17 protein-coding genes are annotated in these 19,351 nt (G+C 37.5%); all 17 read right to left on the bottom strand.

The window, feature by feature from the left end; translation table 11 throughout:
• Nucleotides 1-614: 614 nt before the first annotated feature.
• Nucleotides 615-4,199: an immunoglobulin-like domain-containing protein gene (locus PROCOU_RS02555; protein ID WP_036069465.1), complete on the bottom strand. Its 3,585-nt coding sequence runs from the start codon at nt 4,197-4,199 to the stop codon at nt 615-617.
• The gene (locus PROCOU_RS16285; RefSeq protein WP_051994118.1) at nt 4,159-5,952 is read right to left on the bottom strand and encodes an immunoglobulin-like domain-containing protein; all 1,794 of its coding nucleotides are present in this window, start codon (nt 5,950-5,952) and stop codon (nt 4,159-4,161) included. The genes PROCOU_RS02555 and PROCOU_RS16285 overlap by 41 nt, the downstream gene beginning before the upstream one ends.
• 348 nt (nt 5,953-6,300) lie before the next feature.
• Nucleotides 6,301-7,749, bottom strand: coding sequence for an AcpB/EbpR/MafR family transcriptional regulator (locus tag PROCOU_RS02545; RefSeq protein ID WP_036069463.1), 1,449 nt, complete (start codon nt 7,747-7,749; stop codon nt 6,301-6,303).
• Complete coding sequence (locus PROCOU_RS02540; protein WP_036069461.1) at nt 7,746-8,360, bottom strand: hypothetical protein; 615 nt, start codon at nt 8,358-8,360, stop codon at nt 7,746-7,748. The genes PROCOU_RS02545 and PROCOU_RS02540 overlap by 4 nt, the downstream gene beginning before the upstream one ends.
• A gap of 18 nt (nt 8,361-8,378) precedes the next feature.
• Entirely contained in the window at nt 8,379-8,984 is a 606-nt protein-coding gene (locus PROCOU_RS02535; RefSeq protein WP_036069459.1) for a sugar transferase, read from the bottom strand.
• Nucleotides 8,985-8,991: 7 nt separating this feature from the next.
• Nucleotides 8,992-10,380: a lipopolysaccharide biosynthesis protein gene (locus PROCOU_RS02530; RefSeq protein WP_036069458.1), complete on the bottom strand. Its 1,389-nt coding sequence runs from the start codon at nt 10,378-10,380 to the stop codon at nt 8,992-8,994.
• On the bottom strand, nt 10,373-10,774 hold the full coding sequence (locus PROCOU_RS18755) for a glycosyltransferase (protein ID WP_051994115.1): 402 nt from the start codon (nt 10,772-10,774) through the stop codon (nt 10,373-10,375). Before PROCOU_RS18755 ends, PROCOU_RS02530 begins: the two co-directional genes overlap by 8 nt.
• On the bottom strand, nt 10,764-11,231 hold the full coding sequence (locus PROCOU_RS18750; protein ID WP_051994113.1) for a glycosyltransferase: 468 nt from the start codon (nt 11,229-11,231) through the stop codon (nt 10,764-10,766). The genes PROCOU_RS18755 and PROCOU_RS18750 overlap by 11 nt, the downstream gene beginning before the upstream one ends.
• Before the next feature lies 1 nt (nt 11,232).
• Complete coding sequence (locus tag PROCOU_RS16270; RefSeq protein WP_051994111.1) at nt 11,233-11,580, bottom strand: hypothetical protein; 348 nt, start codon at nt 11,578-11,580, stop codon at nt 11,233-11,235.
• Nucleotides 11,581-11,589: 9 nt separating this feature from the next.
• Complete coding sequence (locus PROCOU_RS02520; RefSeq protein ID WP_036069456.1) at nt 11,590-11,976, bottom strand: glycosyltransferase; 387 nt, start codon at nt 11,974-11,976, stop codon at nt 11,590-11,592.
• A complete protein-coding gene (locus PROCOU_RS02515; protein ID WP_036069454.1) occupies nt 11,924-12,808 on the bottom strand; it encodes a glycosyltransferase family 4 protein in 885 nt (294 codons plus the stop codon). Before PROCOU_RS02515 ends, PROCOU_RS02520 begins: the two co-directional genes overlap by 53 nt.
• A gap of 1 nt (nt 12,809) precedes the next feature.
• On the bottom strand, nt 12,810-13,901 hold the full coding sequence (locus PROCOU_RS02510) for a DegT/DnrJ/EryC1/StrS family aminotransferase (protein ID WP_051994171.1): 1,092 nt from the start codon (nt 13,899-13,901) through the stop codon (nt 12,810-12,812).
• Between the two features lie 33 nt (nt 13,902-13,934).
• Nucleotides 13,935-15,269 (bottom strand): nucleotide sugar dehydrogenase, encoded by a 1,335-nt coding sequence (locus PROCOU_RS02505; protein ID WP_051994110.1) that lies wholly within the window; start codon nt 15,267-15,269, stop codon nt 13,935-13,937.
• Between the two features lie 2 nt (nt 15,270-15,271).
• Nucleotides 15,272-16,702: a polysaccharide biosynthesis protein gene (locus PROCOU_RS02500; protein WP_051994108.1), complete on the bottom strand. Its 1,431-nt coding sequence runs from the start codon at nt 16,700-16,702 to the stop codon at nt 15,272-15,274.
• Nucleotides 16,650-18,080, bottom strand: a complete 1,431-nt coding sequence (locus PROCOU_RS02495; RefSeq protein WP_036069451.1) for an O-antigen ligase family protein — start codon at nt 18,078-18,080, stop codon at nt 16,650-16,652. Before PROCOU_RS02495 ends, PROCOU_RS02500 begins: the two co-directional genes overlap by 53 nt.
• 221 nt (nt 18,081-18,301) lie before the next feature.
• Nucleotides 18,302-18,718, bottom strand: coding sequence for a P-loop NTPase family protein (locus PROCOU_RS18010; RefSeq protein WP_036069450.1), 417 nt, complete (start codon nt 18,716-18,718; stop codon nt 18,302-18,304).
• 1 nt (nt 18,719) lies between these two features.
• Nucleotides 18,720-19,334 (bottom strand): YveK family protein, encoded by a 615-nt coding sequence (locus PROCOU_RS02485; protein WP_341871245.1) that lies wholly within the window; start codon nt 19,332-19,334, stop codon nt 18,720-18,722.
• Nucleotides 19,335-19,351 lie beyond the last annotated feature (17 nt).

The following is a 19,351-nucleotide window of genomic DNA, read 5'->3' as shown; positions in this document are numbered from 1 at the left end:
CAACTTTAAACTAGTTTTTGCACTTGATAAATTTATTCACAAAATTATTCACCCGTGCCATAGCAACAGGAAATAGCTGATCTCTCGTTCCATGTATTATAAGTGTTGATATTTTAGATTTCGCTAGTTCCCTAGTTGTCGATGCATCTTCTAATTTGAAATTTTGTTTTTCGAATAGTTCTTGATTAATAAGCTAGTACATATACACCATATTTCAGGACCATTTTATACTGGTATATCCTTATCAGACATGTTTTTAGCACACAAAAAAACCACCGCGGAAAAGGGAGTAACCGCGACGGTCAAAAAGGGAGTTAACATTTTCAAACTTCAGGGGAAAAGTATGAAATGGATTTGCTTGTTGTTAGCTTATACATTCATATTACATCTTAAAGAAAAAAAGTAGCTGTGATTCAGATTAGAATTTCATGAAAAATATTTTTCCCCTTTTTTTGTACCAACACCACCACATCACAAGTTCAAAAAATACGTATCAAAAATCTAATTTCAGATTTTCGATACGTATTTTTTATTCCAGAAGAGCTTCGTTCGGATCTATCTTAAGATCCTCTATTTGCATTTTCCTTGACTACATACAAGTCGCAATTTCATTATTATTCTGTTACGTCAATAGTTAACCGTTTTAATTCCTCTGTGCCTTTAGACATAACCATTTCTACCAATTGATCCGAACTTGTAATAAGATTCGTTACATCAACTTTGTATGTTAAGTCAGCTGTGTTCAATGCGCTATTTTTCTTAGCAACACCATCGATGTACAATACTACTTTCGTTGCGTCTTTGTCATATTCTCCTTGAATATACGTGCCACCTAACGTATATTGTTGTGCCGTTAGGTTATATACTTTAGTAACATTTACCGTTACACGTTTCAATTCGGTTGTTCCTTTAGACATAACAACTTCTACATGCTGCTTTTCACTCGTAACTAAGTCACTTGCTACAACTTTATACGTTTTTGTTTCTGGGTCTAGTTGACTATTTCGAACTGCTACACCATCCACATACAGGACTACTTTTGTTGCTGCTTCATCGTATTCCCCAGAGATGAGCTGATTAGAAACAGTATAATCTGTTGCAGTTAAAACATAGCTATTTGCTGGCTTATCTGCCACATTCACTGTCGTGCGTTTCAATACCGTTGTTCCTTCTGATGCTACGACTTCTACCAGTTGGTCCTTACTAGTAACTAGATCATTTGCTAGAACGATATATGTGTTTGTTTCTGGATCCAGTTGGCTATTTCGTTTTGCTACCCCATCCACATATAGGACTACTTTCGTTGCTTGGTCACCAACTTCTCCAGTAATATTTTTCTGACCTACTGTATAATCTTGGGCTGTTAGTTGGAAGTCTTGGAATGTCAATTCTACATTTACGGATGCTACAACTTCTCCCTTGCTATTGAAGCCTTTGACAACTACAACATCTTTCATTGAATCTACTTTACCACGTAGATAGGCCCTGATTGGTCCATTTTCTACATCTAATTTATTCACAAGTGTATCATTCACAAAAATTTGAGCTTTCTTGATATCTGCACCGGTTGTACCAGTTAGATACGTATCTCGTTCAATATCAAATTTCGCTACATCTAATGCATAATCTACGGCTTCTACTGTAATTGTTTTCGGTGCACTTTCTACTTTTTTAGGCGCTTTTGCTATGACCGAAATCTCGGTGCCTCCGGCTTGTTCCTTATCGATTGCAATCTCAAACGCTCCTGTTTCTGTTGCAGTTCCTTCTCCAATTACGGTGTCGCCTACTTTCACAATAATCGTGCTGTTTGGTTCGGCTAATCCAGAAACGCTCGTTTGCTTATCTGTGACTGTGTATACTTCTGGTGTTGTCGTTTCTTCTGCCACTACTTTCACGGAGATTTCTAGTGTTGTCGTTTGACCAAACGAATTCGTGACGCTGTATACGACTTTATATTCTCCTGTTTTCGAGGTATCAACCGTATTTTCTGCAACTTCGATGTTAGCTGTAATATCGCCGTCTTCTTCATCTGTCGCCGTTACGCCTTCTAGTGGGTTGAAATCGTCTTCTAAATCCAGTGTTTTATCTGTTGCTTCAATGACTGGTGGATTATGAATTACAACATCCTCTACATTAACTTTCGTACGTTTTAGTACTGTAGTTCCTTCTGAAGCCACTACCTCTACAAGTTGATCTTTATTTGTAACCTTGTCATTTGCTGCTACTGAATACGTGTTTGTTTCTTTATCAATTTGGCTGTTTCGCTCAGCTACTCCATCGACATAGAGTACTACTTTTGTTGCTTGTTCACCAACTTCTCCAGCGATATTTTTCTGACCTACTGTGTAATCTTGTGCTGTTAATTGAAAGTCTTGGAATGTCAATTCTACATTCACGGATGCTACAACTTCTCCGTCGCTATTTAATCCTTGGACTACTACTACATCTTTAATGGAGGTAACTTTACCACGTAGATAAGCTTTGATTGGTCCATTTTCTACATCTAATTTATTCACAAGGGTATCGTTCACAAAAACTTGAGCTTCCTTAATGTCTGCACCTGTTGTACCAGTTAGATACGTGTCTCGTTCAATATCAAATGCTGCTACGTCTAGTGCGTAATCTACCGTCTCTACTGTGATTGTTTTTGGAGCACTTTCGACTTTTTTCGGTGCTTTTGCTGTAACGGAAATCTCGGTTCCTCCGGCTTGTTCCTTGTCGATCGCAATCTCAAATGCTCCCGTTTCTGTTGCAGTTCCTTCTCCAATTACGGTGTCGCCTACTTTCACAACGATTGTACTATTTGGTTCTGCTAATCCAGAAACACTCGTTTGCTTGTCTGTGACTGGGTATACTTCTGGTACCGTCGTTTCTTCTGCTACTACTTTCACTGTAATTTCGAGTGTTGTCGTTTGGTCAAATGAATTCGTAACGCTATATACGACTTTATATTCCCCTGGTTTAGAGGTATCTACCGTATTTTCTACGACTTCGATGTTAGCTAAAATGTCACCATCTCTCATATCTGTCGCTGTTACGCCTTCTAATGGATTAAAGTCATCACCTAACTGGAGTGTTCTATCTGTTGCTCCAATCACTGGAGCAGTAGCTTCTGTGACAAAAACCATATACATTTCACTAGCACTAATATTATAGGTATCGGTTGCTTCCAACACTACATTATAAACGCCTGGTTTACTCATATCCACTGTATGACCCTTGACTACCAAACTTTCCGTGATATCCTTGCCATCTCGGTCTGTCGCTGTTATACCTTTAAGAAAATCAAAATCGTCTCCTACATATGCATTTACAATTGCTGACGGTACACTGATCACTGGCTTCGCTCTTACAGTAACGACCTGCGTAGCATTAGCTGTCATCCCTTTCGAATCACTCACTGATAGAACAACCATGTATTCACCTTCCTTGCTTGTATCTACGGTGCTTAAAATTACCTCAATATTTGCGGTGATATCACCATCTTCCATATCTGTTGCTGTCACACCAGCTAATGGATTAAATGAACTACCTTGAGCAATCGTAATAATCTGATCCAAGTGAAAAACTGGTGGCTCATTTTTTTCGGTAACAAAGACTGTGATTGTTTTCGTTGCTTGTTCGCCTGTTAATTTATTTACAGCAAGATAACTGACACTATAGTTGCCTTCACGTGTTGTATTTACATCATTATAAGTCACCGTTAATTCGGCATCAATTGTTTGACCTTTAGAACCTACGACAGAAACGTCTTCTAATGGATTAAATGTTTCTCCAATAGTAATAACTTTGTCCTCAGCCTTAATAACTGGCTCCCCAACATCTGCTGATACGGTAACAATTATTGATTCAAAAACTTCTTCGACTCCGTCTCTAACAGCATATACAACAGTATACTTCCCTTCTTTTGAAGTATCTACTGACGTCCCTAAAACTTCCAAACGATTAGTGATATCATTTCCATTAGCGTCTTTTGCTGTAACACCTTCTAATGGATTGAAATCAGAGCCTAATTCAATAAGTCTATCAGATGCATTAATTACTGGCTTTCCTATTTTTTGAGTCACTGTAACCGTGATTGTTTTGCGTGTTGTCAAACCACCTGAATCCATTACAGAATATTCTACCAAATAAGTTCCTACTAATGCTGTATTTACTTCATTTTTTTTCAACGATGATTTTATTAGTAATATTTCCATCTTCAGCATCCGTCGCTGTTACATTTTCTAGCGGATTAAATGTATTTCCCACTATGATACTTTTATTATCCGCATAAATAACTGGCGGTGTATTCGTTTTCTCTATCACCGATACAGTAATAGTCTTTGTCGTTGTCAAACCAGCTGCATTAGTAACGGAATATTCCACTAAATAGTTTCCTACTAACGCGCTATTCACTTCGTTTTTGGTAACCTTAATCCCATCGGTAAGATCCCCGTCTTTTTCATCGGCTGCAGTTACCCCAGCTAGCGGGTTAAAATTTGATCCTACCGTAATCGTTTTATCCGATGCATCAATAACCGGTGGCTTACTCGTTGCCGCCTTTACCGTAACAGTAATTGTTTTCGAGGTCTTCTTCCCATTAGAATCTACAACTTGATATATAACCCCATACATATCTGGTTTACTTGTATCCACTGCGCTATGAACAACTGTAATGGAACTTGTGATATCATTGTTCGCAAAATCAAATGCTGATACGCCCTCCATTGGATCAAAAGTGTCACCTACTGTTATTGTTCTATCTGATGCATTAATAACTGGCGGGGCAACAGAAGTGTTATTGGCAAATGTCCCTCCTTGTATTTTCCCAATATTACCACTCGAAAATTTTCCAGTAAGATCACTATTATTAGTAACTAGGTTGGTCATCGTTTGTGAGTTAAGGTATCCTTTTAAATCAAAAGAGGCTGTAATGGTATCATCATACCTTAGATGAGGTGTCCCCACTACTGTACCTCTAATCCAAGCATTTATACCTATATTAGAATTAAAGCTAACCTTTGTTGATCCTTTCCAAGCCGCAAAAACTGGTCCAGTAGCATTTTTGTTCTCAATCGAAAAATTTGAACCTGCTTTCAAATTTAAGTTTGCTCCAGTTTGAACAACACCTTCTTTACCTGACCCAATAACCTCAAAAACTGCGCCTGATTCAACATTAATCGTTCCATTAGTTGCAGAAATCGCCTCATGTCCAGTACTACCGGAAAATGCTTTAAGCTGACTTCCTGCGAGCATATTCATTGTAACATTAGAATCACCCATGTAAATGGCTTGTTGATTATTTGAAGTTAAGTCTAATTTCCCTGAATTGTTCAGCACAGCATCCGAACCAGTGCATATAGCTCGTGCATTAGACACCACTTTCAGGCTAGCGTCTTTTTCGATTGTAATAACACCACCTGATGTAGCACTACGAATCGCAGCAATACTACTACTATGATCTGTAAAGTCAACATTAGCTCCAGATTTCACGGTCAATCTTTTTCCTTGGAATACCTCTTGTGGACTTGTTTTTGTTGTGCTTTGAACTGTACTCTTCATATTTCCCTCTAGTATCAATTCTCCTTTCGGAAGATAGATTAACTGGGCACCAGTATGAGTCACATCTTTATAAGTAACTACTACGTTTTGAGCAGAGCTCCAAAAAAGTCCATAATGATCTGTATTTATAATATTTACATTTTCCATTCTCCCACTTGCTGATGCTGTTGTTAATTTTATTTCATATTTATTAGCATCAATTGTATAGCCATTACCCCTGATTGTTTTGTTACCAGTAACATTTAGGACGTTACCACCCATTTTAATATCGGCACCTAATTCTATTTCAGTCACACTTGTATTAGTTAACGCTGCCTTAAGCGTATCCCAAGTAGCTACTGTAACAGCTGCCTTTGTTGTAATATTGCCTTCTGTAGCGAATACATTAACCGGTAATGTAGCTACCAACTGACTACCAATAATTGTAGCTACTAACAGGGGTTTTGCTATTTTTTTTCATTTTTCTTTGCATTTATTCTGCTCCTTTAAAATTGTATTTCTTAACTAGCTTACGAAAGATAAAAGGTTTCCAAATTAATCTGTCTGACATCTTCTTTCGACTTTTTCAGTATATAGCGATATATTATTTCATTCAACATCAAAAAATGGAGAGTTTTAGGAATAAGAGATATAAATTAGCACTCCGATATCAGTTCAATCACCTCCCCATTGATAAGCAGAAGAGCGTTCCACGGCTCCTATGCTCAAAATGTTTATGCACCCCCTCCTTTATATTTTGCCAAAATCCTTTAAGAGTTAGCTGATTATTATTTCTCTTAATTCTCTCCAATCTCGTTCTAACGGTGTGTAGGATAGCTGGAATACTCTTTGTTCAATTAGCGTTGTATCCATTGGGAAATTTGCCACAAATAAATCTACATCCGTGTCTGTAATCCAAGTAGCATCAGGTTCTTGGTTTAATAGGAAACTGACTTTTACATTTGGTATCTTTAGTCGGATTAGGGCAATAAGATAGCTTAAATAAGTAGATTCTCCTGACAATACAAACGCAACATGGTATTGTTTGCTGACTGTCGCATTTTTAAAAGCTACAGTCAGCATTGTTAGACTAGTCGCAACATCTTCCTTATAGACTATATTTAGTGATGAATTTTCCAGCGCGAGTAGCCATTGCTTGTATATATACAAGCTATTCTCACAAACCATTTCCTTAATCTCTTCTAAGTTTTTTTCAAATAATGGCGTTAATTTATCTAAAAGAAGAATATTTGATATATATGATTCGAATACACTATAGAATAGAGGAATTCCATCAAAAAAGAGAGTCAGTACTGGTTTCAAAAATGCTTCTATTTCCGTTTCCGCATTTTGATCAAAACGTCGGTAATTAATGGCTTTAAATGAGCTATGTTCTGTATATGTTACCGTATCCAATATAGCTACATAGGCAAAAACTTGTTCATCTACAGACACTTGATTGATATTTAAGACTGATTTCAAAAAATGATTATACGAGTTTGCAAAAATTTTAAAAGAATCTTTATCTGTTACCGCTGAAATTATCTCTTGGGGAACCTGAATATAATGACTATCCTGGATGCGATGTTCCACGATAAAGAGCCAACTCAGAATACGTTGATAATCTAATTTCACCTTACTCATTTCTTGACTTTGAGCATACTCAATAAGACCAGAATAGAGCATATCATACTCTTCTTTCTCTCTAAATCTTGAGTTATGAGAATGGAGAACATCAAAGAAAAATTTGCGGCACTCTACTTCAGAGCCTCGAATTTCTATACTTGGTGTATATTTCAGCTTAAGGTTATAACCCATTAAAATCTTTTTTAGCGAGGCTAGATATCGTTTTAAACTCATTTCAGAAATAAACAGTTGTTCTGCCCAATCTGGCACAGTAACACACTCACCATGTATAAGAGCATTGATAATCTTATATAATGGCGATTCAAAAAGTAACTCGATAATAAATTGATTGATGCCCTCATTCCCTATTTTGTCTTTTTCTAAATAGTAGAGATTATATTTCTTTTTAATCTTTAGACCGGTTGGCAACGCATTATCAATATTTTGTAAGTCACTAATAATTGTTTTTACGGATACATCTAATTTCGTTGCTATTTCCAACGTGCTTACAGGTGTATCTGCCATATTTAACATTTGTAATATTAGTATTTCTCTTTTCACAGCCTTGTCGATGATTAGCTCAAAATGAATATCCTTCAATTTAATCTCCTCCTCTTATCTTCTGGAAAATCGTAACTATGTTCGATCCACTTGCACAGTGCTGATAAATCCACTATGTGCAATTGTTGGTCCCTCCTCGTTATAACATTCTCGCCTAAAGAAGCCATAAAACGCTTAATCGAACTTGCAGAAACATCAAATGTAGTCTCAATTTTACGCAATACATTATTGTTAAACGCCTTTTTTGTCTCTTTTAGCGATGGTTCATTTACATACTCGTCAATCCAAACATCCATCAATGCTGATTTCCAACTACTAGTCAGACAATAGTTTTTCCATGACTCTTTCTTTATACACTTCATTTTTTCTAAATCGTTACTTGTTATTCGGTATTGTGCAATTGTATTTCTAGGTATCTTCCAAAGCAATGTATCTTCAATAAACACAGCTTCTTTCGCATGATCAGGTAGAAAAACTTCCCCTCTACCTTTCACTACCCATATTTCCACATCATCTACCTGATACGAAAGACTCACTCCTCCAGTTTCAATAATAAATAAATCTTCTCCGCAAACTTTATTAACCCCTACTAATTCTGCTGTTTCTTGAAATACAGGCTTATCTGCAAAGAAAAAGAAGTCCATTTCCATCTTCATTCCCCCTATAGCTCAATTTTTAGTCATTTTCTCGAATACAGAAGTTGTTGCATATCCTTGTTTAGAGACACCCTCCCTGAATAGCACCCTCTGTATTGTTTTGCAAATAATTCTTACATCCATCCAAAAAGAAATATTTTCAACGTAGTATATATCTAGTCGAAATTTTTCCTCCCACGAAATTGCATTTCTGCCATTCACTTGTGCCCATCCCGTCAACCCTGGTAAAATAATATGGCGTTTTTTTTGCTCAGTCGTATATAAATCTAAATAGCTAACGAGTAATGGCCGTGGTCCGACTAGACTCATATCTCCTTTTAAAATGTTGAAAAACTGTGGCAATTCATCTAGACTGCTTTTTCGAAGGAATACCCCAAAGCGCGACATCCGCTCTTCATCTGGCAGTACATTACCTGTTTCATCTCGTAAATCCTTCATCGTGGCAAATTTGTAAATCACAAAAATACGTTCATCTTTACCTACACGTGCTTGTTTAAACAAGGCATTACCAATGAAAAACTTACTTAGACAAGCTACGATAAACATAGGAATAAGCAAAACTAAAAGTACGGAAAATGCTATAATAATATCAAATAATCGCCTAGTTTTTAAATACATCTCCCATTCACCCCCTTCTTCTTAGTATTTCTTTGAATATTGGTAAATAAACTAGAATGATAATCCCTAATAAGACGCTGTTAATGATATATATATAATCTGTAAAAAAGGTATTATACATCCCAGCAAAAAACAAAAGTGCGATTGTACATAATTGCTTTTTCATGCGAATTCCTGACCATTCACGATTAGAAAGCATTGTTCGCAGAAGATAATAAGCAAAGTAGGCTATCCCTATGCTCAATGCTGCACCTTCCGCTCCGTAAATTGGCACTAACCAAAGAGCAAGTACAATATTTGTTATAACCGCCCCGACAGATACATAGATATTTAAATAGGTCTTTCTACTGAACACGATACCAAGTGTTGTTGTTTCGCTGATAGTATAGAGAATCGGCGCGAAACAAAGGAATGGGAATATATAAACAATCCCTGCATACTCATCTGTAAACAGAAGTAGAATGCTGTTTTTTGCAAGCAACATAAGCAGAAATAAAACGGCAAAACTACCTGTCACCATATCACTGACCCATTGAAAATGATGCATTTCTTTTTTCTCGGCATGCCATCTATATGCTGTTGGTATCCAAAAACTAGTAAAGCTAGACTGCAAAATTTTTAATAAACCTACGATTTTCAGAGCGGCTGTGTAGAGACCTAGCTCAGTATAATCGGACCAAACCCCAATGATGAAACGATCGCTTGCCTGAAATATAGCTTCTATAGTAAAAGCGATGAATACTGGGAAACCAAAAAGAAACATTTTGCGAATAAGCTTTTTATCCAATCGGAAATTCTTCACATTTAAAAGAGATGTGGATAAAATAATAATGATAATATCTCCCATAATCTGGCCGATAAGTGTTCCGTATACTACGACTGTGAAATCCCGTGTTCCAAAAAAGAGAAACAGCAAGGTTACCATTAAAACCATCAATCTAATCATAATTGTTAAGAAGGAATAGCGCTTTGCCTTTTCTTCCATTCGAACTGCGAGCAAGAAAAAACGTTCAAAAACAAGAGTGTATACGCTAATCACAAGCAAGTAAATTAGCATTGTCTCAGCTGTCTCATCGAATAACCAGACTGTAATATAGCGCCTAAAGAAAATAAGCAACAAACTAATTAACGTAGCAATAAGTAGCGGTATTACCATCGCATTTTGTATTAAATTTCTTTTTTCCGTAGTTTCGTTATATTCACGTGTATAGGCCTGATCAAAACCGAAATAGACATACGTAGCGATTAACATTTGGATGAGCAGGAACATGCTGGCTTTCCCATATTCATCAGGTGAAATAAAGTAGGTAGTTACCGGAATCGTAATAAAACTAATTGCTGCACCAACAACTGGTCCTATCGAAAATTGAAAGAATCGTTTTATTCCACTATGCATCGATACGACCTGCGCACATCTCACTAAGTTGCATGTTCAATATATCAATATTAAATTCCTCCATGACAGTTTGACGCGCATTTTTCATGAGTTCTTTTTTGTTTACTAAGGGCATGTTCAAAGCATCCGCAATCTTTTCAGCAAAAATTAAGGAATCATTCTCTGGGGCTAGGAAACCATTATGACCATCTTGAACAAGTTCCGGAATCCCACTGTGCTTTGTTGTAACAACAAGCTTACCTCGAGCCAATGCTTCCATCAGCGCAACCGGAATACCTTCCATATCACCATTTTTTGCTGTACGACTTGGTTGTAAAATAATATCTGCTTTTTCAATTTCCATATGAACTTCTTCTTGGTTTAACCACCCTGCAAAAATAACTTTAGCTTCCAATTTTTAAATTTTCAGTCATGGCTTTTAATTCCTCCCGCTCTTCACCATCACCAATGATCCTTAATTCCGCTTCATAGCCGAGCATTAGTAAATATTTTAGGCTTGAAATAGCAATATCTATGCCTTTTTTCTCAGTTAATCTACCAACCACAAGTAGCGTTACTTTGTCAGATTTTTTGAATGTAGACTCCTGAAACTTTGTCAGATCGACTCCCATATGATGAACTTTTGTTTTTTCAGGATTTGCACCATAATCAATTAGCTTTTCTCGCCATAACTTACTGATAGGTAACAAGGTTATTTGCGACTCAAACAGGGGCGCATAGATTTCTTTTCCAAAGCGCTTCACAAACCCAGTCAAGTCATTTCCATGAAAGAAGGTAAAGCTTTTTTCTACCATATTTTGTTCTAAAATACTTAAAATAAGGCCATTAGATCCATAGTGGGCTATAAGCATATCATACTTTGTTTGGTCCTTCAAATAGGGGTAAACAAGAAGGGGGCGGAAACTCCAGACGAATTTTCCGTATTTTTTTTTGATTCAAGAGGCGCATACCTGTTTTAGGGACCGTTCGAATAATCATAAGGGCTTTAACAAGTTTGGCGATTGGATTTTTAGGGATATCTACAAATTGAACTTTATTCATCAAGTCGTATTTCTCCACATCAGGATGAATTTTCCCAGTAGCACGGGTCATCGCTAGGATAGAAATATCGTGTCCTTGGTCAATAAAACCCGTTATTTGATTTAAAATAAATGTTTCTGATAAGGCCGGAAAAGAGGAAACCATAAATAAAACTTTCATTTTTGTAACTCACTTTCTGATAGATTGCTCTAAGGCAAGCTCTAATTGATTTACTAATTTTTTGCGATCAAAACGATCTTCTGCTAACCTTCGCGCATTTTTACCTAATTCAGCTGCAAGAGGCGTTGCATGTGATAAAACCTCAATCACTCGCACTAAATCAGAGGGTTGCTTTGGTTCGACATATACACCAGCTCCCGTTTCTTCAAGCATGGCCTTCATCCACCCCCCGCAATTCACAATTGTCGGTTTTCCTGCTGCTAATGAATCGAAAAACTTATTCGGTGATGCCATCTCAAGAACTGGGTGATCTTTAACTGACATAATCGTTGCATCAGCTGTGCTAAGTAGTTCTGGGATTTTTTTTTTTGGGGAATTTCCCTGTAAAAATAACATTATCTAGTTCATAATCCTTACACAACTTTTCTAACTCTATACGCTTTCCACCATCACCTGTTAACAAAATTCTGACGTGATGCTGCCCCTTATCTCTAAGTAATTTTGCTGTCTCAATTAAATACTCGAGTCCATTAATAACACCTAGTGAGCCTGCGTGTACTAAAACAAATTTGTCTAGAAGTCCCCACTCTGTGCGCAATGCGTCGGATGCTTCTATATCAAAAAGTTCCAAATCCGCGCTATTAGGGATAACAACTACCTTCTCTTTCGAAATGCCTTGTTGTAAAATTCCTTCTGCCATTCCAGGAGATAACGCTACAATCTTGCTCGCTTTCATATAGACCATCTTTTCTAGTCTTCGTAAAATTTGGAGTAGCAAGCCATCTTTTAAATAGCCTAACTTGTAGGGCGCTTCTGGCCATAAATCTCGCACCTCAAACACAAATGGGATTTTTGCTTTCCATGATAGAAACATGGCAGGAATAGCAATAGTAAGCGGTGTAGAGGTCGCAAAAATAACATCATATTCTTGTTTATTCATCTTGAAAAAACAAGCTTGTATTAAGAAGATGAGAAAGGCCCAAATTCGACGCCATTTTCCAAAATGATTTTCATAGCGATTCTTGATTGCATGAACTGTAATATCATCCAAATCATATGTTGCTGCTATTCTTTTCTGACCAGCCGTCAAATGTTCTAATTGCGAGTCACCTGTTAGAACTGTGACATCATGACCTTTTTCCTGTAGTAACTTAGCAAATTCATAAGAACGTGTCCCTGTTGCACTTTCACGTGTGGCAAAATATTGATGAATATATAGAACCTTCAACTTACTCTTCCCCTCCTGCTCGGAAATATTTCTTAATCAAGTAGATTATCCGCTCTTGTTCTTCTTTTTGTAGTTGACTTCCTGATGGTAAGCACAATCCACTTTGAAATAACTCATCCGACACGGCTTTATCCTCTATTTTCACAAAATCAATATCCTTTAAAAAGGGTTGCTGATGCATCGGGTTCCACACAAGTCGACTTTCTATATTTTCTTTTGCCAAAAAGTGCATCAAATCGTGTGGTTTTTTGTCTGGAATTAAAATAACGGAAAGCCAACGATTAGAAGTAACACCATTTTGATCAACAGGCATCATTTCAACCTCTGTACCATGAAACGCCTGCTGATATTTTGCAAAAGCCGCGCGTCTCTTTTTTATTTTGTCATCTAATGTAGTTAATTGCGCTCTGCCAATCCCCGCTAAAACATTACTCAACCGGTAATTATAGCCGACTGTTTCATGTAAATAATGCGGCGTTGTACTCTTAGCTTGTTGGGATAGGTACTTGATCTGATCAGCCCATTCCTTCTTATCGGTAACAATCATCCCGCCACCTGATGTCGTAATAATTTTATTGCCATTGAAAGAATATACACCGATATCTCCGATGGTTCCTGTTTGTTTTCCAGCGTATGTTGTTCCTAAAGATTCACATGCGTCTTCAATTAATAGTGCGTTATTAGCATCACAAAGTTGCTTAATTCGAGCCATATCTGCTGCTTGTCCATAGATATGCGTTACGATGACTGCTTTTGGTTTTCTTGTTTTAAACGCGAGTTCCAATGCAGCAACTGACATATTCCACGTGTTGCAATCCGAGTCAATCAAAACTGGAATCGCTTTTTGGTAAAGAACCGGGTTTACCGAAGCTGCAAATGTAAAGCTCTGGCAAAATACGACATCGCCTTCTCCAACACCCGCAGCGAGAAGGGCTAAGTGTAGTCCAGCTGTTCCGGACGATACAGCCACCGCGTATTTTGCGCCAACATAAGTCGCGAGCTCTTCTTCAAAAGCATCGACATGAGGTCCAACAGGCGCAATCCAATTCGTATCAAAAGCTTCTTTAATGTAGTCTAGTTCGGTGCCCGCCATATCCGGTGGTGAAAGTAATATTTTATCTGCCACTTATTTGCCACCGCCAATTTTAAATACTTTTTGAGAATCGGCTTTATACAAATTACGCATATCCACAATCGTCTTACTTTCGACAAAAAGCTGCTCATAATCGAGCGTACTGTGCTTCGTCAACACAACAACACAATCATAGGCTGCGAAATCGCATCGTTCGCTTTGAATCACTGGGACAATCTGTTTATCCTTATCTTTAAATTGCGCTACGAACGGATCAAGTACAGCAATATTTGTCTGGTTTTCACGAAGTATTTCGTAAATATCAAGCGTTGGCGATTCGCGCACGTCATTGATATCTGCTTTGTAACCCGCACCAACAAGAAGTACTTTCGCTTCTTTCAAAGACTTACCATGCGTATTGAGTGCATCGCGAATCTTATCCACAACACGATATGGCATATTCATATTGATTTCTTGCGCCGTTTCAATGAACTTATTGAAAAATTTACTCTGCTTTCCTTTCCAGTGAAGATACATCGGATCCAGCGGAATACAATGTCCACCAACCCCCGGCCCTGGATAAAATGGCATGAATCCAAACGGTTTAGTAGCTGCGGCATCAATTGTTTCCCAAATATCCAGACCCATCCGCTCACACATCATCGCCATTTCATTCACAAATGCAATATTAATGCTACGAAATGTATTTTCAAGCAACTTACTCATTTCTGCTGTTTCGGGAGAACTCACTAAAACCAGCTGATCTAATACTGATCCATATAATTGTTCTGCTAATTCGGAACATTCCGTCGTCAATCCGCCGATCACTTTAGGAATACTTTTCGTTTGAAATTTAGCATTGCCTGGGTCGACTCTTTCAGGAGAGAAACATAGGAAGTAGTCCTCTTTCACACGCTTTCCAGCTGCTTCAAAACGATCCGCGAATAGTTCTCTTGTCGTTCCAGGATACGTCGTGCTTTCGAGCAAAATCAAAATTGGATTTTGCATATGCTTCACGAGTTTTTCTGCTGTAAATGTCATGAAACTAATATCCGGTTCTTGATTTTCATTAAGCGGTGTTGGGACACAGACACTTACCGCATCTAAATCTTTTAGTACATAAAAATCGTTAGTAGCTTCAAAACGGCCATTTCGAACAGCATCGCAAACAATTTCTGACCGCACATCTAAAATATGTGATTCCCCATCATTCAAGCTCGTTACTTTTTGTGGATCAATATCAATTCCTGTCACTTCATAACCTGATGCAGCCAGTTCCATTGCGAGTGGTAGCCCCACATATCCTAATCCAATAACCCCTACTTTTGCTTGCTTGGTTTTTATTTTTCGCATCAATAATTCTTTTGTTTTATGTGTTATATCTATCATTTCTATACATACTCCTTTTCTAGAACGGCGCGTTCATTTGCAAATTTTAATAACGCTTGTCTCATTTCATCTTCACTCATCAATTCAACTAAATGAATCCACTTCCCGATATTCTCCATCTTTCTTGGTGCACGCGATTTCCCACAATAAAATTTTGCAAAACCATCCTCAGATTCCGCAATTTCTTCCATCTCAAAAAGCTCTTCTTTTATTTTCTCGCCATCTCTTAATCCGATGAACTTCATCTCAATCTGCTCTTTTTTCTTACCAGCTAAAATAATTAATTTATTGACGATTTCAATGATTTTCTGCGGTGTTCCCATCTTCAAAATGAATACTTCACCGCCCTTAGCAACACTACCTGCTTCAATCACAAGCTGGCTCGCCTCCGAAATTGTCATGAAGTAGCGCTCCATGTCGGGATGTGTGATTGTCACTGTTTTACCGGATTTAATTTGTTCCCAGAATAAAGGTATGGCACTGCCTCGGCTTCCTAAAACATTACCAAACCGTACAATAGAATAAATGCCACTTCCTTCTTCTTCATTCTTCGTTTGAACAATCCATTCGGCTAGTTTTTTCGTAGCTCCCATAACAGATGTTGGCTCCACCGATTTGTCTGTTGAGATCATGATAAATAATTCCACATGATTCTCGTAACTAACATCCACTAAATTTTTAGTTCCAATAATGTTATTTTTGACAGCTTCACGTACATTTAGCTCCATCATTGGAACATGTTTATGAGCAGCCGCATGATAAATAATTTCCGGTTGGTACTTAGAAAAAACTTCGCTGAGTCGTTCTTTATCTTGCACATCCGCTATGATTGGAATAAGCAAACTGTCTATTTTTTCAGCCATTTCACGATGGATATTGTAGATACTGTTCTCGCCATGCCCAAGAAGGATAATCGTCTTCGGCATACATTTCGCGACCTGCCTTACAACCTCTGAGCCAATTGATCCGCCCGCACCAGTGATTAACACCGTCTTGCCAGCAAACCTCGGTGTCAGTTTATTGTGATCTTGCTGCGCCTCATCTCGATCAAGTAAATCTGCATAATCAATGTTTTGAATGGCGGCCATGGAACCTTCTCCTCGAATAATCGCTTCAATATCTGGCATAATTTCTGTTTGAATTCCCGTTTCAGAGCATCTATTTAAAATAGCAATCTTTTCTCTAGGTTTCAGTGATGGAATTGCTAATATGATATGTTCTATCTGCTTTTCCTGAACTACCGACCCGATAGCCTGTAATGTTCCTACAACAGGAATTCCAAGTACAGCTTTCTCGTTCACTTGATCATCAAGAACACCCATCACATCAAAATTACAGCTTACATTCATTTGTAAATATTGAATAAGTAGCCTCCCTGCCTCACCAGCCCCGATAATTAGTGTTCGTTTTCTTGTTTTGTCTGTTTGTTTCACTATGTTTGTCCTCCTTCAATCTTTCTTGCAACATACAAATTCCCATGGCCAATATAAACCATAAAAACCTTTTTTCCAAAATTGTGCTAAGTGCAATAGAAGCTCCGATAAATGTCATCCATATGAGTAGCGGTGTTGGTGAAAATTTTAAATAACCGGATCCCAACAGCTGATAGATAAACCAAGCAAAAATCATCCCGCAACTCAAAAGACCAATAAAACCAACATTTCCTAGTGTCTCCAACCAAAAATTATGTCCCGTTGTATAAGCATCGGCGTCGTCATCGTTGTAACCAAGGAGTAGTGCGTTTAATTTTTTAGGAACATTTCCTGCCCCAATACCAAGGAAGTTACTCTCCTTAGCAATTCGAAATAAGAGAGTGTATAAATTTTCGCGTGCCAAAGTCGATGTTGATTTATCTGTAAACGCAGAGTGTACAATCGCAATCATTTTCTCTCCAAAACTGGTGAGTATAAGAAGCAAGAAGCCGACTGGAAACATCATAAATATGATTGCTAAACCTTGCTTTCTGAAACGATAAAAGAATATGATTACTGCACTAATACCAAATGCTAGCATCCCAATCCGAGAATATGTGGAAATGATAACATATGAAGTTAATAGTGTTGCCACCGCGTATAACATGATGCCCGTCCGTAATTTTTTCATATGAAGTAAGTAATGAGCTACGACAGGGTACAGTATTGTTAAAAAAAGGGCAAAATCATTGGTATTGTAAAGAATCCCTGTAGGCTGATACTTGCTTGTCGTCGTGATATAAACATTAGAAGCTGATAAACGCATATGCCATCCTGTCAGAATTTCAAACAAGCCAAGCACTAGGCTTCCCATAAAAATGATGGTTATTATTTGAGTGAGGTACTTCATTTGCTTTTTTGAATCTAAATGGTAGAAGCAGAGGAAAAACAAGTAGCATATTTCAAAAACGAAGTAGCAATAACGAAAGCCTAATGGTATCGAATCTGCCCAAAATAAGGAGATTAAGCTAGTCAATAAATATAAGATTAAAAAGATAAAATAAGGGCGGTATCGACTAAGCTGACTAATCTTAAAATCTTGGTTCAGTAGTAGCACCACCAAATGCATCGGTAGTAAAAAGCGGAACAAGTAGATGCTTTCCAGCCCTGGCATGGATAAATATGCTCCAAAAAACAAAGCAATGACAATCGTCCACCAAATACTAACAAGTAAGTCACAGAGATTTAATTTTGTGATGACAAAGAAGAGCGTTATAGGTACTATGGCTACGTAAAATATTGGTTGGATAGCACCTAATACTCCAATGGAAAGTAGTAGTATAGTTACCAATACTTTTTGAAACGATGTAAACGAGAAGCTAAGTTTATTTGTATTCATACAGCATTCTTTCTTTCTTAGAAAACTTTTTCATATTCAGCACAGTCCCTAAAATAGATGGATTAATAAGTTTCATTTTATCAAATGCCTCCTCCACTTCATGGTTCCGCGTTTTATTCGCTCGCACAATAAAAAGAACATTTTTGAATTCTGAAATAATAAACTTTGTGTCTGGGGACAAACGGACTGGCGGACTATCAATGATAATGATATCGTAATCTTTAGCTGCCTGATGTAACGTGTTGCTGACTATATCTGAGGAAATAATTTCTGATGGATTTAAAGGAACATAGCCACTCGGTTAAAAAGTCCACATTCTCGGCAATAGATGTCAGGCAGTCTTTATAATCGTGGGCCTCTTCATATATACTCACGATTCCCATATAACTATAGCTCAAATTTTTTGAAAGCCTCGGTCTATGCAAATCCAGATCAACAAGTAATACTTTTTTCTTAGCTTCGGAAAAAGCTAGCGCCACATTTAATGCACAGTAACTTTTTCCTTCGCCTTGATTAGAGGAAGTCACAACAACAAATTTATCTTTTTTATGCTGCAGCTGATATTCAATATTTGTTCGTAAATCGCGAAAATTATTGGCATTCAACACATTAATTTTATATAAAGCTTCTTCTGCCATCTTATTGCTTCCTTTCATCTTCGGAGTAGGCCACCGCACCTAAAACAGGGAATTTAAACTGCTTCAAATCAGCTTCACTTCTTATGACGCGTGCTGTCACTACTTCAATTAAAATAATCATAACGCCTACCCAAGCACCGATAAAGCCCGCCAATAAGTAATACAACCGGTTAGAAATAAGCTTTCCTTCTCCTGCAGGATTTAAAATCACAACCTTATTATCTGGAAAATAAGTTTTCAGCTCATTTTGCGTTGTCTTCGTCAGTTGATTGGCGATTTGTGCTGCAGAATCTGGCGTATTGCTCGTGATTTTCAAATTAACAGATAAAGAATTTTCATCGCTTGCAACAACAAGCCTTTTTTGTAGTGCCTCGACAGACTCATCTAATCCTAATTCTTGTTTGACTTTAGAAATAGTATTTGAACTTTTCATCACATTCATGTAGGTATTCATAAGTTGAATATTTAATCTAACATTGGCATCATTATTTTCTTCTGCTTTATTTTTATTTGGAAGAATTAGTAGTTCGGTCTTTGCTTCATACTGCCGCTCAACTAAATAATTTTGTGTAACATAGACAAGAAGTACGAACAAGCTGGCTATTCCCATAACGATATACCATTTTTTTTAAT

It is taken from the genome of Listeria rocourtiae FSL F6-920, assembly GCF_000525975.1.
Classification (GTDB): Bacteria; Bacillota; Bacilli; order Lactobacillales; family Listeriaceae; genus Listeria_A; species Listeria_A rocourtiae.
The sequence above is the reverse complement of the archived record's forward strand: the minus strand, read 5'-3'. Positions and strand labels throughout refer to the sequence as shown.

Excerpts from the sequence above, each read along its gene's own strand:
- PROCOU_RS02555 (WP_036069465.1), bottom strand. The coding sequence starts at position 4,199 with ATGGAAATATTACTAATAAAATCATCGTTGAAAAAAAATGAAGTAAAT.
- PROCOU_RS02540 (WP_036069461.1), bottom strand. The coding sequence starts at position 8,360 with ATGGAAATGGACTTCTTTTTCTTTGCAGATAAGCCTGTATTTCAAGAA.
- PROCOU_RS02535 (WP_036069459.1), bottom strand. The coding sequence starts at position 8,984 with ATGTATTTAAAAACTAGGCGATTATTTGATATTATTATAGCATTTTCC.
- PROCOU_RS02530 (WP_036069458.1), bottom strand. The coding sequence starts at position 10,380 with ATGCATAGTGGAATAAAACGATTCTTTCAATTTTCGATAGGACCAGTT.
- PROCOU_RS18750 (WP_051994113.1), bottom strand. The coding sequence starts at position 11,231 with ATGCTTATAGCCCACTATGGATCTAATGGCCTTATTTTAAGTATTTTA.
- PROCOU_RS16270 (WP_051994111.1), bottom strand. The coding sequence starts at position 11,580 with ATGAAAGTTTTATTTATGGTTTCCTCTTTTCCGGCCTTATCAGAAACA.
- PROCOU_RS02520 (WP_036069456.1), bottom strand. The coding sequence starts at position 11,976 with ATGTTATTTTTACAGGGAAATTCCCCAAAAAAAAAAATCCCAGAACTA.
- PROCOU_RS02510 (WP_051994171.1), bottom strand. The coding sequence starts at position 13,901 with ATGGCGGGCACCGAACTAGACTACATTAAAGAAGCTTTTGATACGAAT.
- PROCOU_RS02505 (WP_051994110.1), bottom strand. The coding sequence starts at position 15,269 with ATGATAGATATAACACATAAAACAAAAGAATTATTGATGCGAAAAATA.
- PROCOU_RS02495 (WP_036069451.1), bottom strand. The coding sequence starts at position 18,080 with ATGAATACAAATAAACTTAGCTTCTCGTTTACATCGTTTCAAAAAGTA.
- PROCOU_RS18010 (WP_036069450.1), bottom strand. The coding sequence starts at position 18,718 with ATGGCAGAAGAAGCTTTATATAAAATTAATGTGTTGAATGCCAATAAT.